General features: G+C 52.5%; 13 protein-coding genes. 8 read left to right on the top strand and 5 right to left on the bottom strand.

Annotated elements, in window-relative coordinates; genetic code table 11:
- Positions 1-8: 8 nt before the first annotated feature.
- Positions 9-1277 carry a nickel pincer cofactor-dependent isomerase, group 22 gene (locus AC6ROY_RS20075; RefSeq protein WP_500102381.1) on the top strand — a complete coding sequence of 423 codons (1269 nt, stop codon included), beginning with the start codon at positions 9-11 and terminating at the stop codon, positions 1275-1277.
- Positions 1278-1347: 70 nt separating this feature from the next.
- Positions 1348-1617 carry a DUF2277 domain-containing protein gene (locus AC6ROY_RS20070; RefSeq protein ID WP_500102380.1) on the top strand — a complete coding sequence of 90 codons (270 nt, stop codon included), beginning with the start codon at positions 1348-1350 and terminating at the stop codon, positions 1615-1617.
- 13 nt (positions 1618-1630) lie between these two features.
- On the opposite strand, the gene AC6ROY_RS20065 is transcribed toward AC6ROY_RS20070, so the two are convergent.
- The 5 genes from AC6ROY_RS20065 to AC6ROY_RS20045 form a co-directional block, all read right to left on the bottom strand.
- Positions 1631-2119, bottom strand: coding sequence for a Gfo/Idh/MocA family protein (locus tag AC6ROY_RS20065; RefSeq protein ID WP_500102379.1), 489 nt, complete (start codon positions 2117-2119; stop codon positions 1631-1633).
- A complete protein-coding gene (locus AC6ROY_RS20060) occupies positions 2109-2657 on the bottom strand; it encodes a Gfo/Idh/MocA family protein (RefSeq protein ID WP_500102378.1) in 549 nt (182 codons plus the stop codon). The genes AC6ROY_RS20065 and AC6ROY_RS20060 overlap by 11 nt, the downstream gene beginning before the upstream one ends.
- A gap of 30 nt (positions 2658-2687) precedes the next feature.
- The gene (locus AC6ROY_RS20055) at positions 2688-2855 is read right to left on the bottom strand and encodes a hypothetical protein (RefSeq protein ID WP_500102377.1); all 168 of its coding nucleotides are present in this window, start codon (positions 2853-2855) and stop codon (positions 2688-2690) included.
- A 219-nt stretch (positions 2856-3074) separates the two neighbouring features.
- Positions 3075-3872, bottom strand: coding sequence for a LacI family DNA-binding transcriptional regulator (locus AC6ROY_RS20050; RefSeq protein WP_500102376.1), 798 nt, complete (start codon positions 3870-3872; stop codon positions 3075-3077).
- Positions 3806-4018, bottom strand: coding sequence for a LacI family DNA-binding transcriptional regulator (locus AC6ROY_RS20045; RefSeq protein ID WP_500102375.1), 213 nt, complete (start codon positions 4016-4018; stop codon positions 3806-3808). Before AC6ROY_RS20045 ends, AC6ROY_RS20050 begins: the two co-directional genes overlap by 67 nt.
- A 260-nt stretch (positions 4019-4278) precedes the next feature.
- On the opposite strand from AC6ROY_RS20045, the gene AC6ROY_RS20040 reads away from it, so the two are divergent.
- The 6 genes from AC6ROY_RS20040 (at position 4279) to AC6ROY_RS20015 (ending at position 13683) form a co-directional block, all read left to right on the top strand.
- Entirely contained in the window at positions 4279-6009 is a 1731-nt protein-coding gene (locus AC6ROY_RS20040) for a sensor histidine kinase (protein ID WP_500102374.1), read from the top strand.
- Between the two features lie 18 nt (positions 6010-6027).
- Entirely contained in the window at positions 6028-7629 is a 1602-nt protein-coding gene (locus AC6ROY_RS20035) for a response regulator (protein ID WP_500102373.1), read from the top strand.
- A 157-nt stretch (positions 7630-7786) separates the two neighbouring features.
- On the top strand, positions 7787-9286 hold the full coding sequence (locus AC6ROY_RS20030; protein ID WP_500102372.1) for an ABC transporter substrate-binding protein: 1500 nt from the start codon (positions 7787-7789) through the stop codon (positions 9284-9286).
- A 96-nt stretch (positions 9287-9382) separates the two neighbouring features.
- Complete coding sequence (locus AC6ROY_RS20025; RefSeq protein WP_500102371.1) at positions 9383-11671, top strand: glycoside hydrolase family 2 protein; 2289 nt, start codon at positions 9383-9385, stop codon at positions 11669-11671.
- A 178-nt stretch (positions 11672-11849) separates the two neighbouring features.
- Complete coding sequence (locus AC6ROY_RS20020; RefSeq protein WP_500102370.1) at positions 11850-12782, top strand: ABC transporter permease; 933 nt, start codon at positions 11850-11852, stop codon at positions 12780-12782.
- A gap of 10 nt (positions 12783-12792) precedes the next feature.
- Positions 12793-13683 (top strand): carbohydrate ABC transporter permease, encoded by an 891-nt coding sequence (locus tag AC6ROY_RS20015; protein ID WP_500102369.1) that lies wholly within the window; start codon positions 12793-12795, stop codon positions 13681-13683.
- Positions 13684-13765: the final 82 nt, after the last annotated feature.

Below are 13765 nucleotides of genomic sequence, written 5' to 3'. Positions count from 1 at the left end.
GGGCGTCCATGGAGTTTCCCCGGATGATTCCGGTCGAGCAGCAGTTTTGCCCGGATCGCATCGAGGATGTGCCGGGCGCGCTGCGCGTGCAATTCGCCGCAGATGAGGTCAGGAGCAAGCTGACGCCCGGCATGCGCGTAGCGGTTGCGGTCGGCAGCCGCGGCATCGCCGGGCTGCAGCAGATTGTCCGCTGCGTCGTCGGCGAGCTGCGGGCGCTTGGGGCCGAGCCGTTTATCGTGCCGGCCATGGGCAGTCACGGCGGTGCTACCGCCGAAGGGCAGGCGGCGATTTTGGCCGACTACAGCATTACCGAAGCAGCCGTCGGCGCGCCGGTGATCAGCTCGATGGACACAGTCATCGCCTGCCGGCTGCCGGACGGGCTGCCGCTGCATGTCGACCGGCAGGCGTATGAGGCGGATGCCGTCGTCCTGGTCGCGCGGATCAAAGCGCATACCGACTTCAAGGGGCCGATCGAAAGCGGCCTGCTGAAGATGGCCGCAATCGGTCTCGGCAAGCATCAGGGGGCAGCCGCTCTGCACAGTCGCGGCTTTGCCTCCTTTCCTGCGCTGATCCCGCTGGCCGGTCAGCTGCTGCTGACGCACACGCCGATTGCGCTTGGAGTCGCCATTATCGAAAATGCTTACGATGAGATCGCCTGCATCGAAGTGCTCCCGGCGGACCGGATCGCCAAACGGGAGCCTGCGCTGCTGGACGAAGCGAAGCGGCAGATGCCGCGTCTGCAGCTGGACGCCATAGATGTGCTGCTGATCGAGGAGATTGGCAAAAACATCAGCGGAGCGGGCATGGACCCGAACATTACCGGACGCTTTCCTGTGCCGGTTTCACCGCGGCCGCCCGCGCCTCCGGTGCAAAAAATTGTCGTGCGCGGGCTGACCCGGCAATCGCACGGCAATGCGACCGGCATCGGGCTTGCCGATATAACGACCCGGCATGTGGTGGAGCAGATTGATTTCCACAAAACGTATACGAATTGCATCACGTCGACGGTGCTGGACGGAGCGAAAATACCGTTGACGGCCGCGAACGACCGGGAGGCGCTGGACATTGCTATTCGCACCTGCAACGGCATCCACCCCGCGTTGGTCAAGCTTGTCTGGATTCCGGATACGCTTCATTTGCGGCATATTTACGTGTCAGAGACGTACGGCGAGCAGCTGGCCGTCTCTGAAGGGCTGCGTATGCTCGGCCCGCCAAATCCGCTTGAATTTGACAGTCAGGGTCAGCTGGCGCGACCTGTGCTGTTTGACGAACGGTAAGCGTCCGGGTTTCACTCCCTCCGGTATGCTGTATAATGGAGAGACAAGTGATGGAGAAGGAGTGAGCCCGATGTGCCGCAATATTAAAACGTTATTTAATTTTGAACCGCCTGCGACCGATGCGGAGGTCGAAGCCGCGGCGCTGCAGTTCGTCCGCAAGCTGACCGGCTTCCAGGAACCGTCCAAGGCCAATGAGGAGGCGTTCCGTCATGCGGTCCGCGAAGTGTCGGCCACCGCGCGCCAGCTGCTGGATTCCCTGGTGACGCAAGCGGAGCCGCGCAACCGGGAAGTGGAAGCGGAGCGTGCGCGGGCTCGCAACGCGAAGCGGTTCGGTCCTTGACCTGACCGGAGGTTTAATAGGCGAGTCCGGATTCTTCCTGGGAGTTGTAATACGAGCTGCCCAGGCAGCCTCTGGGAAGAGGCGGCATATTGACGAAGGTTGATTGCAGGCCGATATGCCGCTTCGTCTCGCCGCTTTGTACAATACTGTGCAAAATGTCCAGCGCATGATAGGCCATTTCCTTGTTCGCACGATTTATGCGGCCCTTGCGCATGGACCACGCCACCAGCGAGGGCTTCTCCGGCACGATCAGGATGGAATTGGAATCGAACAGCAGGCTGCCGACTGCGCCGCTTGCAAATTGCAGCGTGCCTGCCATCAGATTTTCACACTGGATCTCATAGGTCTCGTCCAGCTTTTCCACAAAATAATGCTTGCGCTCCGTATCCACCGTCTTCGCAATTCCCGATACTTCCGTTACCGGCCCCAAGATGCTTAACATAGCCGTAATGTAATAAATGCCAACATCAAAGCCAATGCCTGCTCCCGGCTTAACGGCCACCGGCGAACGCTCCGCAAAAAAAGGAAACGTCTCGGTTCAGTGCGCAGTGGAAGGACGTAACCTTGCCGATCATCCCGCTTTCGACGACGTAGCGAGCGGTCTGGATGCTTGCGCCGAGGAACGTATCCGGGGCAACGCCCAGATACAAGTTTTTCTCATCGGCGATCCGCACCAGCTCGGCCGCTTCCTCCAGGTCAACAGTCAGCACCTTTTCGGTATAAACATGCTTGCCCGCTTCGAGCAGCTGCTTCACGATTTGGTAATGCGCCGTTGCAGCGGTCAGATTGACCACGATCTCGATCGAATCGTCCGCGATAATGTCTTCCATGGTAAGCGCCTTGATTTTATACTTCTGTGCGGCCCGTTCGACTTTCTCGGGGTTACGATCGCAGCTGCCAACGACCTCTAATATTTGGAACTTATTAATCATCGTGTTTAAATAAGCGTCGTTAATCATGCCGCAGCCTATGACAGCCACCTTGATCGGTGGGCGTTCGGCGTCACCAGTGTCGGCGTTCCGCCTTCCAAGCCAGCTCATAGGTGTACATGCCGCCGCCGCTGTTATAAATCAGAAACTATAAATCAGAAACCGGCCATCGTTTGTCCAGTTGGGGGCTGCGATAACCTCGTCAAATTCGCGCAAAGCCGTTCGTTCGCCTGTGGCAACATCCAATAGCTCCAGCATGCTGAAAGAACGTCGTTCTCTTAGGAGTGCGCGAAGCGTGCTGATATCCATGTTTTTCGTGCTCCTTTCCAAGCTGAATGGGTGCGAGCATGTTTACCTCCTTATAATGATTCTATAACTTGCCTCGACATGTGTTATCGTTACCACAAAATCTGACACCTGACATGTTAACGTTACCACATTGGCTGGAAAACCCGACGAACCGGGTGCTCGGCATGATCTATTTGCAGAACATTGCTCTCCCTAAGAGCTCAATTCGCTCCGCCTCGCCTATTCGGCCTGCCACTCACGCACCGTATGCCGGTCCATCAGGAAGGGGGAGATTCCGACGCTGCTGGATGGGGCGGACATGTCGTCTATTCGTCGCATGAGCAGCCGCAATGCATGCTCGCCGATTTCCTTGAACGGTAAGCCGACGGATGTAATCGGCGGTGACAGCAATGCCGACAGCGTATTGTCATAGCCGATCAGCGACACATCATCCGGCACACGCAGACCGCGCTCGTACAACACCTGCATCACGCCGCAGGCGTAGATGTCCGAGGTCATAAAAATGGCGGTAACCGCCGGCTCTGCATTCAGCAGGTCACAGGCGGCCTGCCGACCCGCCTCAGCCGAATACTCCGATATTACTTTGACCCAGGCCTCGTGAGGTATGATGCCTGCCTCGTTCAGCGCATCCGCATAACCGGCGTAACGGTTTACCTCTACCTGCTGTCCAAGCTCGGCGCCGATAAAGGCAATACGTCTGTGCCCTTTATGCACCATATGACGGACGGCGCATAGCGAGCTGTCGCGATCATTAACTACAATTTGGTCGACCAGGGGCAGCTCGAAGGTCCGTTCGATCATAACCACGGGAATCTGTTGTTCGACCAAGCGGCCGATTAAGTTCTGCGAAATGGAAGGGTAGGAGGTAATAATCACACCGTCAACGCGGTGGCCGATCAAGTCGTTGATTTGCTGCTCCTCTTCGCCCAGACCTGGATGATTTGCAAGCGTTAACACATGATAGCCGTTGGCTGCGGCAGCCTCATTGACGGCGGAGCTGATGTCTTTATATTGCATATTGGAATATAACCCGTCTCTTTGATGATTCGCTCAATTTCCTTGCGCTTCTCCTCGGACACGTAGCCGTTGTTGTGCAAAACCCGGCCGACGGTGGCGAGCGAAACACCTGCTGCTTTGGCGATATCCGACATCTTGATATTCATAAAATCAGTCTCCAGCCTCCATGTGTTATCGTTACCATGTTAGCATACTTTTGTGTCGGCTCGCGATTGGTCCTTGTTTATCAGCCGGAGAGTCGTGAAATGCACAATCGAAGGTTGTCAAAACAGTAGTGAGGACGTGCGAAATTTGATATTTTAGCAATAACGTGTGCCATTTTGCGAGATAATGACAGGATAGACCACGCGGCCGTCCGATTGATCTGTTGGTGCGGGGAGAAGGGGGACACAAGATGAGGATAAACATGAAAATCCCACGCTTGTCATGGAATTCAATTCGCTTCAAGCTGGTGGTCGGGCTGCTGCTCATAACCGTGCCGCTCATTGGACTCATGCTTTACCATAATTTTTACAGCATTCGCGTTGTCCACAATCAAGTGGCTATCTCCAACAAAAATCTGATTTCGCTTTACATGGGACAGATTGACGCGCAGCTGCGGGATGCCGATCGTAATTTGATCAGTCTTACCTCGGACTATCTCCTGCAGTCCATGAATGCGCCGGGCTCGGAGGATGAATATGTGCTGGCGAAGCATGGCGTCTCCAATAAGCTGTCAAGCGATATAGCTTATTTTCAATCGGTCGATGCTTTTTTTGTATTTTCCCAATCCCGCCGCGATCTATTAAATGTATTCAAGTCAGGAGTTACTTTTGCGGAGAGCGACAAGATAGGCGACTATTTGCGCCGGTTTTTGGCTGGCAGTCCTTCAGTGGCCGAAACCCGCGGCAGCAGCTGGTTTATGCAGCCCATCGGGCAAAATTACTACGCGCTGCGCATTATTCAGTCCGGTGACCTTTACATCGGGGCATGGGTTAGCGCGAAGACGCTGCTGGTGCCGCTGAACCTGATCGACCTGGGCGATAAGGGGAGCGCCTTGCTGGTTACGAGCCAAGGGACTCCGATGGTCAGCACGCAGGCTTTGCCGGAAGCGAATCTGGATTTTACGAAAGGCTTCCAGCAGTTTTATTTGTCCGGGCACCAAAATAATTATTTGATCGTCGGGGAAAACTCGCAAAAAGGCGATTTTAGCTTGGCTGCCGTCATACCGGACAAGCAAATTTTGCAAAATTTGCCGAGCTTGACGCGTATTATTCAGGTGATCATCCTTTCTTCGATCGGGCTGGTGCCGCTCAGTCTGCTGTTTCTTCGCCAAACGCTGCTCGTGCCGCTCAAACGGTTAATTATCGTCATGAGGAGAATTAACGACGGCCAGGTGCATGCCCGTATCGAGCCGTATCCGGCGTCGGACGAGTTTCTGCTCGTTAATCAAACGTTTAATACGATGATTGCCCAAATCGAAGAGCTGAAAATCAACGTGTACGAGGAGCAGTTAAGCAAGCAGCAGGCCGAGCTACAGCATTTGCAATTGCAGATTAATCCTCATTTTTTTATGAATTCCTTAAACATTTTATATAACCTGGCGCAAGTGAAAAATTTCGAGCTGATTCAGGAGATGACGTTATGCCTGGTGCGTTATTTCCGCTTTATGTTTCACAGCAATTTGAAATTTGTCTCGTTGCAGGAGGAGCTTCAGCATGTACAAAACTATGTCCGGATTCAGGAGCTTCGCTTTCCGCACAGCTTGACCTGCACGGTCAACTCGCCGAGCTTCCTGAACGATCATCCGGTTCCGCCGCTAGTCATTCAATCGTTTCTGGAAAACTCCATTAAGCATAGCGTAACGCTTGAAGAACGGGTTTATATTTCCGTTATGATCGACTTGGTGGAATCAGGGCTGGAGCCTTACCTTGAAATCATAATAAGGGATACAGGCCGAGGCTTTCCGGAGCATGTGCTGACGGACATTCATTCCGGCAAACGCGTCGTGGACGAAGAGGGAGAGCATATCGGCATCTGGAATGTTCGCAAGCGATTGCAGCTGCTGTATGGCGATAAGGCGACGATTTATTGCTATAATGGCTTGCCCGGCGGAGCTGTCGTTGAAATTAATTTGCCCTATCAATCGGGCATATAGCTGGAAGGGGGGGCCTGGATGCTGCAGCTTTTGATCGTGGATGATGAAATCCATGCCGTTGAAGGGGTCAGGTCGGGTGTTCATTGGCAGTCGCTTGGAATAAGTAAAGTATTTACCGCCTATACGGTCAAACAAGCGCGCGAAATTTTCGCAAGCGAGCGCATTGACATCATGCTGTGCGATATTGAGATGCCTCAGGCTACAGGGCTGGAGCTGGCCGAATGGGTGAAGGAACGGCATCCGCAAACCGTCATTATTTTCCTGACCTGCCATGCCGACTTCAAGTATGCGAAGCAGGCGCTCAAGCTGGGCAGCCTGGATTACATGTTGAAGCCGATTCCATTTGGCGAGCTGGAAAAAACGATTCTCAAGGCGGTTGAGAGCATCAACGAGCATACAAAATTGACGGAGTTCAGTCAATACGGCCAATTTTGGTTTCAATATCAGCCGATGCTGATTGAACGCTTTTGGCTGGATATTATTAGCCAGACCATTCCGCCGAGTGCGGAGGCTGTGATGCGTGCGGCGACTGACCGCAATATTCCGTATGCGGAGCATATGTGTTTTTTACCGGTGCTGATCAGCATTCAACGCTGGCATAAGCCGATGAGCTTGCGTGACGAGAAGCTGATGGAATATGCGCTTAAAAACTCAGCCGAGGAAATGCTGCTGCACAATCGTCAGCTGGGGCAGCTGATCAGGCTTGAGGACGGAAAATTTTTGGCGATTTTACTGGGGGACAGCTTCTCCGACACTGAATCGTTGAAGCAGGTATGCGAACGCTACATCGAAGCGTGCAGCTCATACTTTTACTGCGATTTGTCCGGTTATATCGGGGAGCAGGTGCGAAGCCACAAGATGCACATGATGGTACAGCGGCTGAAAAGCTATGAAAAAAATAATGTGGCTTACAGCAACAAAGTGTTTGTATGGTCAGCTGACAAGCAGATCAAGCCGAGCGCCAATCAGCTGCCTGATATGGGCATATGGGCGGTTATGCTGAAGGATGGCGCACATCGCCATGTGCTGGAGGAAGCGTTCGGCTACCTGGAGCAGCTGCTGCAGCGGGAAGCGCTGGATGCGAGTCTTCTGCGACAATTTTTTCACGATTTCCAGCAAATGATCTACTATGTGCTGCAAACGAAAGGCGTCCAGGCGCATCAGCTGTTCAGCGATCCGCAGTCAGAGGAGATAACGGCGACAGCGCTTCGTTCCGTGACCGATCTGAAGCATTGGATGACCTACATCGCGAGCCATGCAATCGATTATATGCAGTCTATCGAGCAATCGCAAAGCGTTGTTGAGCGCGTCATCAGCTATATCAGGCTGCATCTTGCCGAAGACTTGTCGAGGGAGGATATTGCCAAGCATGTGTTTTTAAATCCGGACTATTTAACGAGAATATTTAAAAAGGAGACAGGGATGGCTGTTTCCGACTATTTGCTGCAGGAACGGCTGAAGCTGGCGCAGGAGCTGCTTGCGAAAACCGATATGCCGATCAGCGCCGTCGCCTCACACATCGGCTATTCGAATTTTTCGCATTTCTCGCGGATGTTCAAAAAGCATACGGAGCAAAACCCGAACGAATACCGCCAGATGCATCAGCACATGCAAAGCTGAACTCGTAGTCCCGTGGTCGGCAAATGCATAGCGAAAAGTCGTGAGAGGGGCAGAGCAGGCACCCAGGCAATTTTATAATAATTATAGCTTCGCTGATCGGTACGGGCAAGGAAGCCGGTCCGGATGCGAGTGATACTATGTAAAATGGGGGAGTTCCATGAACAACAGATTTAAGCCGGCAAGCGCTCTCATCATCGGAGCTATGCTCACGTTAACCGCTTGCGGCGGTGCAGCCACAAACAAGGCTCCGGCTAATGGAGACAAGTCTGCGGAGAAGCCGACGGAGCTGAATGTTGCCTTTCCGATTTTCGGCGCAGTGCCCAAAGATATCGCCCAGGTGCAGGATGCGATCAATAAAATTTCGCTTGAAAAAATCAATGCTACGGTGAAGTTGACGCCAATCAGCTTTGGGAACTGGGAGCAGCAGATGAACCTGATGCTGAGCAGCAACGAAAAGCTGGACCTGATGGTCGTAACCGGCAATCTGTACAGCAATTTTGTAGCCAAGGGACAGCTCATTGCGCTGGATAAATGGCTTGAGGAGCACGGCCAAGGCATCAAGAAGGCGCTGGACCCGGCTTATGTCAATGCGGCCAAAATTTCAGGCGCGATCTACGCGGTGCCTACGCAGCGCGACTTTGCCGCTAACCAGGGCTTAACGCTGCGCAAGGACCTTGTGGACAAATATCAGCTTGATGTCAGTAAAATTCGTACGCTCGACGATGTCGAGGCGACGCTGAAGCTCATCAAGGAGAAGGAGCCGAACTTGTCTCCGTTAATTCCGGGCAATATCGGCCGCTCCATGCTTGACGCGTACCGTACCTACGATACGCTCGGGGATTCGATTGGCGTTCTTCCCAATTTTGATAACAACCTGAAAATCGTGAATTTGTACGAGTCGCCTGAATATGCGCAATTTATTAAAAAGATGAGAAGCTGGTATACCTCCGACTTGATTCTCAAGGATGCAGCGACAAATAAGACATCCCAGTTTGACTTGTTGAAGTCGAATCGCGGCTTTGCTTATTTCTCCAACATGAAGCCTGGCTTCGAGCAGCAGGAATCGAAAAGCAGCGGCATTCCGGTTGTAACCGCCAGCCTGGTTCCGCAAGTTTCTACGACTACGAACGTTACCAACATCATGTGGGGGATTCCGATTAACTCCAAAACACCGGAAAAAGCAATGGCCTTCCTGGATTTGATGTACGCCAGCAAGGAAATGGTCAATTTGTTTGACTGGGGAATTGAAGGCAAGCATTACGTCGTCAAATCCGACAACGTTATTGACTTTCCGGAAGGCGTTGACGCGAAAAATTCCGGCTACAGCTTAAACATGGGCTACTTGTTCGGCAACCAGTTCCTGTCCTACGTGTTCAACGGAGATGACCCGAAAATTTGGGAGAAGATGGACCAGTTTAATAAATCGGCTGTCAAGTCCAAAGCGCTCGGCTTTACGTTTGACGCCAGCAAGATTAAGGCGGAATACGCGGCTGTCACAAACGTGGTTACGCAGTACAAGCTGCCGCTGGAAACAGGCAGTGTCGATCCGGATAAAATTTTGCCCGAGTTTATCGGCAAGCTGAAGTCTGCGGGCATCGACAAAATTATTGAAGAAAAGCAAAAGCAGCTTGACGAATGGGCCAAAACAAATAAATAACGCTAGCTGCCAGCTCCAATTGCCCGCCCGACGATGCCGTTGGCCGGGCAATTGGCGCGACAAGCGCAGCCATGCTCGGGAAAGAGGGAATGCTTTATGACCAAGGCCGTGTTACTGAACGAAAATTGGGTATTCACGAAAACCAACAATCCGGATTATGCCCACAAGCCAATCGAGGCCGGACAGCCGGTTACATTGCCGCACTGCTGGAATGATACGGACGGGCAAGGCGGCAGCGAAGCTTATTACCGGGGAGCGTGCTGGTATCAGAGGACGTTGACGGTTACCGCGGAAGAGAACGCCAAGCGTCTTTATTTGGAGATAGGAGCTGCCGGAAATATCGGGTCTGTGTATGTCAACGGTCATCTTGCGGCCGAAAGCCGGTGCGGGTATGCGATGTTCCGGGCCGCGTTAAGTCCGTTCCTGACTGCCGGAGACAACCTGATCTCCATCAGAGTTGACAATGGCTATGATAACGAGGTGTACCCGCTGCTCGCTGATTTCACCTTCTACGGCGGGTTGTACCGGGACGTGCAGCTGCTTATCGTGGAGGATGTACATTTCGATCTGCTGGACAATGGGAGAGACGGCGTATACTTGTCTCAGCGGAAGCTCGGCGAGCACAGCTTTGAGCTGGTGGCTAGCGGCTGCGTGATTTATGAAGCCATATCCGCTGCGAAGACGGATATCAAGCTGCAAATCAAGGACCGTGACGGCTCCGTTGTCGCGAAGGCACATGCGGAGCTGTCGCCGGCCGCTGCAGCCGAGTTCAGGATTCGCAGCGAGATTGAGCGCCCTGTGCTTTGGGACGGCGTGGAGCAGCCTTATCTTTACACGGTTGAAGTCGTTGCCAGCATGGATGGCGTGTTGCAGGACTCACGAAGCCTAGAGATCGGCTTTCGAACCGTGGAAGTTACAGGAGATCGGGGCGTATTCCTGAACGGCAAGCCGATCAAATTAAATGGCGTATGCCGCCATCAGGATTACGCCGGGGTCGGCAACGCGATCACCAGGGCGCATATGGACCAGGATATGTCGCTCATCCGGGAGATTGGCGCGAACAGCATTCGTCTGGCGCATTACCAGCATGATGATTATTTTTATCGCTTATGCGACCGCTACGGGTTGCTGGTATGGGCCGAAATTCCTTACATCAGCATCCCTTCGACCAAGGACCCGGAAAGCCGCAACGCGATGGAGCAGCTGGAGCGGCTTATCAAGCAAGCGTATAATCATTGCTCGATCTATTGCTGGGGTGTGCAAAATGAAATTACGATCGCAGTCGAATCGGAGCAGACCTATCAGAACATTCAGAAGCTCGTCAAAGCGGCAAGACAGCTGGACCCGGGCCGGATCATCGCGCAGGCCAACATTAACGGCGTCGATAACACAAGCCTGATCAACGACTTCACCGACATCGTCGGCTACAACCTGTATTACGGCTGGTATTATGGGGAAATCAAGGATTTGGCTGAGCGGCTGGATGCGTTTCACAGCGACCGGCCGCATATTCCGGTGCTCGTGTCAGAGTACGGGGTAGATACAAATCCGAATTATCATGCCTACAAGCCTGCGGTGCAGGATTACACCGAGGAGTATCAGCTGCTGTTCCATCACAATGCGTTAGAAACGTTTGAAGCCAGACCGTTTGTCTTGGGCGGGTATGTATGGAATATGTTTGACTTCGGAAGCGCGAACCGGAAGGAGGGGGGCGAAACCGGGAAAAACCTGAAGGGCCTTGTTACGTTGGATCGTACCGTAAAGAAGGATGCATTCTTTTTATACAAAGCGTATTGGTCCAAGGAGCCGTTCGTTCATCTTGCCGGCCGGCGGTTTGTCAACCGGCACGAGCCGTTAAACGACATCGTTGTGCTGTCCAACGTACGGCATGTTCGGGTATATCTGAATCAAGCGCTGATCGCCGAGCTGGAAAGCGATGCACCGATGAAGGTCGTGAAGGATGCGGTTTTCCGGCTTGGAGAAAATTTGCTCAAGGTTGAAGGAACAGATCGCGCAGGCGTTGTGCATACAGACGAGATTGTGCTTGTTCACGTTCAGCAGAAGGACCTCGGTTACGTGCACGTTAAGGAAGAGAAGGCCGCGCATGTCGTGAACTGGTTTGAGAACTTCGATCTGACGGACACGGAAACGATTGAGCTGAAAAGCAGCGGCTTTTCGACCTTCGACACGATTGAGGAGCTGTACAGCAATGAAGCGGCAAAAGCGGTATTCCTGAAGTATTTCGCTCATGTGACGAACCATCCCTTTTTCGAGGCCACTCGCGGCGTCATGTCGATCGAAAAGATGTCCCAGCTTGTCTTCTACAACATTCCGCCAGAGCTGCTCGGCGTGATTAACAAAGAGCTGAACGTGATTGAAAAGTAAATCAATGCCCCGATCGGTTGCTTCTCCGGTCGGGGTATTTTGCGGTGTGCGGCGGCTGTCGAATGGTCGGCAAAGTGCCATTGTGAAGTCGTCGGAGCGGTAGTGAGCTCAGCTCGTTTTCAGTACGATTAAGGTACAAAACAGCTAACTTGCTTGAGAAGGAAAGGGGAACCAAACCATGGCAGCGCGCACGCGAAGCATGACAAGAAAGAAAATTTGGAAATATAGTCCGCTTTATTTGATGATGATCCCGGGTCTTGTGTACTTGATCGTTAATAACTACCTCCCGATGTTCGGTCTGGTCATTGCCTTCAAGGACATTAATTTCGCTAAGGGGATATGGGCGAGCGACTGGATCGGGCTGCAAAACTTCAAGTTTTTGTTTCAAACCTCAGATGCTTATATCATCACTCGGAATACGATCCTGTACAATGTCGCGTTTATCTTGATCGGCCTCGTCGTTTCGGTGGGCTTCGCTATACTGCTGAACGAAATCAAGAGCAAAATCGCCTCGCGGTTGTATCAGAGCATTATTATTTTGCCGTTTCTGATCTCCATGGTATTGGTCAGCTATCTGGTCTATTCCATGCTGAGTATGGAGAGCGGCTTTATGAACAAAACCATTTTGCCCGCGCTGGGCATTGACCCGATCTCCTGGTACAACGAGCCGAAATACTGGCCTGTCATTTTGACTCTGGTCCATGTGTGGAAAGGCGCGGGTTATGCATGCATCATCTATTTGGCGGCGATCATCGGCATTGATCCCGAATACTACGAGGCAGCCACGCTCGACGGGGCCTCCAAATGGCAGCAAATTCGTCAGATCACGATTCCATTGATCACGCCTGTCATTATTATGCTTACCCTGCTCGCGATCGGCCGCATTTTCTACTCGGACTTCGGCCTATTTTACCAGGTTCCGATGAATGCAGGCGCCTTGTTCAGTACCACAAACGTCATTGATACGTACGTATTCCGCGGCTTGCTTCAGCTCGGCAATATCGGCATGTCGTCTGCGGCGGGCTTCTACCAATCGCTGGTCGGCTTCGTGCTTGTCATCGTATCCAACTACGTGGTCCGCAAAATCAATAAAGAAAACGCATTGTTCTAAGGGGGACGCCATGAATAAAGAATACAAGGCCTGGCAGTGGGCCGCACACGCCATTCTGTTTTCGTTTTCTGTCACTTGCCTGCTTCCGTTCATGCTGCTGATTATGTCTTCCATCACCGAAGAGACATCCATTATACAGCATGGCTACTCCTTCTTTCCGAAGGAGTTCAGCCTTGGCGCTTATCAATACTTGTGGGAGCAGTCCTACCTGATCTTTAATGCGTATGGAATTACGGTTCTGATTACGGTAGTAGGGACAACGGCCAGCCTGATCATGACCTCGCTGCTGGCCTATCCGTTATCGCGGCGCGATTTGCCGGGCGGCACCTTCTTTGCCTTTATGTTGTTTTTTACACTGCTTTTTAACGGAGGGCTCGTTCCGACCTATCTCGTTTATACGCAACTATTAGATATCAAAAATACGCTGTGGGCGCTGATCGTCCCCGGACTGCTCATGAACGGATTCAACGTACTGCTGATGCGAACCTTCTTCATGACGACGATTCCGGTACCCGTGCTTGAATCAGCCAGCATTGACGGAGCGAGCGAATTCAAGATGTACTATAAAATTGTGCTGCCCCTGTCGCTGCCGATTTTGGCTACTGTCGGATTATTTCAGGGACTGGCCTATTGGAATGATTGGAATAACGGCTTGATTTATATTACGGATCCTCAATTGTTCAGTCTGCAAAACGTACTGAACCGGATTATGAGCGACATCCAGTTTTTGGCCAGCAATGGCGATCTGAGTGCAAGCGCCGGAGAAAAGGTTGCCCAGCTCCCAAGCGAGACGTTCCGGATGGCGATTGCGGTAATTGCCGTCATCCCGATTTTGATCGCGTACCCGTTTTTCCAGAAATATTTTGTCAAGGGGATGACCATAGGGGCAGTAAAGGGCTAGCGTAAGCAGGCGAGACGGAGTCGGTTGCACGAAGCCTGGGGACTTCGGTTTGGATGACCAAGCCGGGTCCCTATTTGCGTTA

This window comes from Paenibacillus sp. sg306046, assembly GCF_059821225.1.
The sequence above is the reverse complement of the archived record's forward strand: the minus strand, read 5'-3'. Positions and strand labels throughout refer to the sequence as shown.

Bases quoted from the DNA above. Each gene is read 5' to 3' on its own strand.
- AC6ROY_RS20075 (WP_500102381.1), top strand. From the start codon at position 9: ATGGAGTTTCCCCGGATGATTCCGGTCGAGCAGCAGTTTTGCCCGGAT.
- AC6ROY_RS20070 (WP_500102380.1), top strand. From the start codon at position 1,348: ATGTGCCGCAATATTAAAACGTTATTTAATTTTGAACCGCCTGCGACC.
- AC6ROY_RS20060 (WP_500102378.1), bottom strand. From the start codon at position 2,657: ATGAGCTGGCTTGGAAGGCGGAACGCCGACACTGGTGACGCCGAACGC.
- AC6ROY_RS20055 (WP_500102377.1), bottom strand. From the start codon at position 2,855: ATGGATATCAGCACGCTTCGCGCACTCCTAAGAGAACGACGTTCTTTC.
- AC6ROY_RS20050 (WP_500102376.1), bottom strand. From the start codon at position 3,872: ATGCAATATAAAGACATCAGCTCCGCCGTCAATGAGGCTGCCGCAGCC.
- AC6ROY_RS20045 (WP_500102375.1), bottom strand. From the start codon at position 4,018: ATGAATATCAAGATGTCGGATATCGCCAAAGCAGCAGGTGTTTCGCTC.
- AC6ROY_RS20040 (WP_500102374.1), top strand. From the start codon at position 4,279: ATGAAAATCCCACGCTTGTCATGGAATTCAATTCGCTTCAAGCTGGTG.
- AC6ROY_RS20035 (WP_500102373.1), top strand. From the start codon at position 6,028: ATGCTGCAGCTTTTGATCGTGGATGATGAAATCCATGCCGTTGAAGGG.
- AC6ROY_RS20030 (WP_500102372.1), top strand. From the start codon at position 7,787: ATGAACAACAGATTTAAGCCGGCAAGCGCTCTCATCATCGGAGCTATG.
- AC6ROY_RS20025 (WP_500102371.1), top strand. From the start codon at position 9,383: ATGACCAAGGCCGTGTTACTGAACGAAAATTGGGTATTCACGAAAACC.
- AC6ROY_RS20020 (WP_500102370.1), top strand. From the start codon at position 11,850: ATGGCAGCGCGCACGCGAAGCATGACAAGAAAGAAAATTTGGAAATAT.
- AC6ROY_RS20015 (WP_500102369.1), top strand. From the start codon at position 12,793: ATGAATAAAGAATACAAGGCCTGGCAGTGGGCCGCACACGCCATTCTG.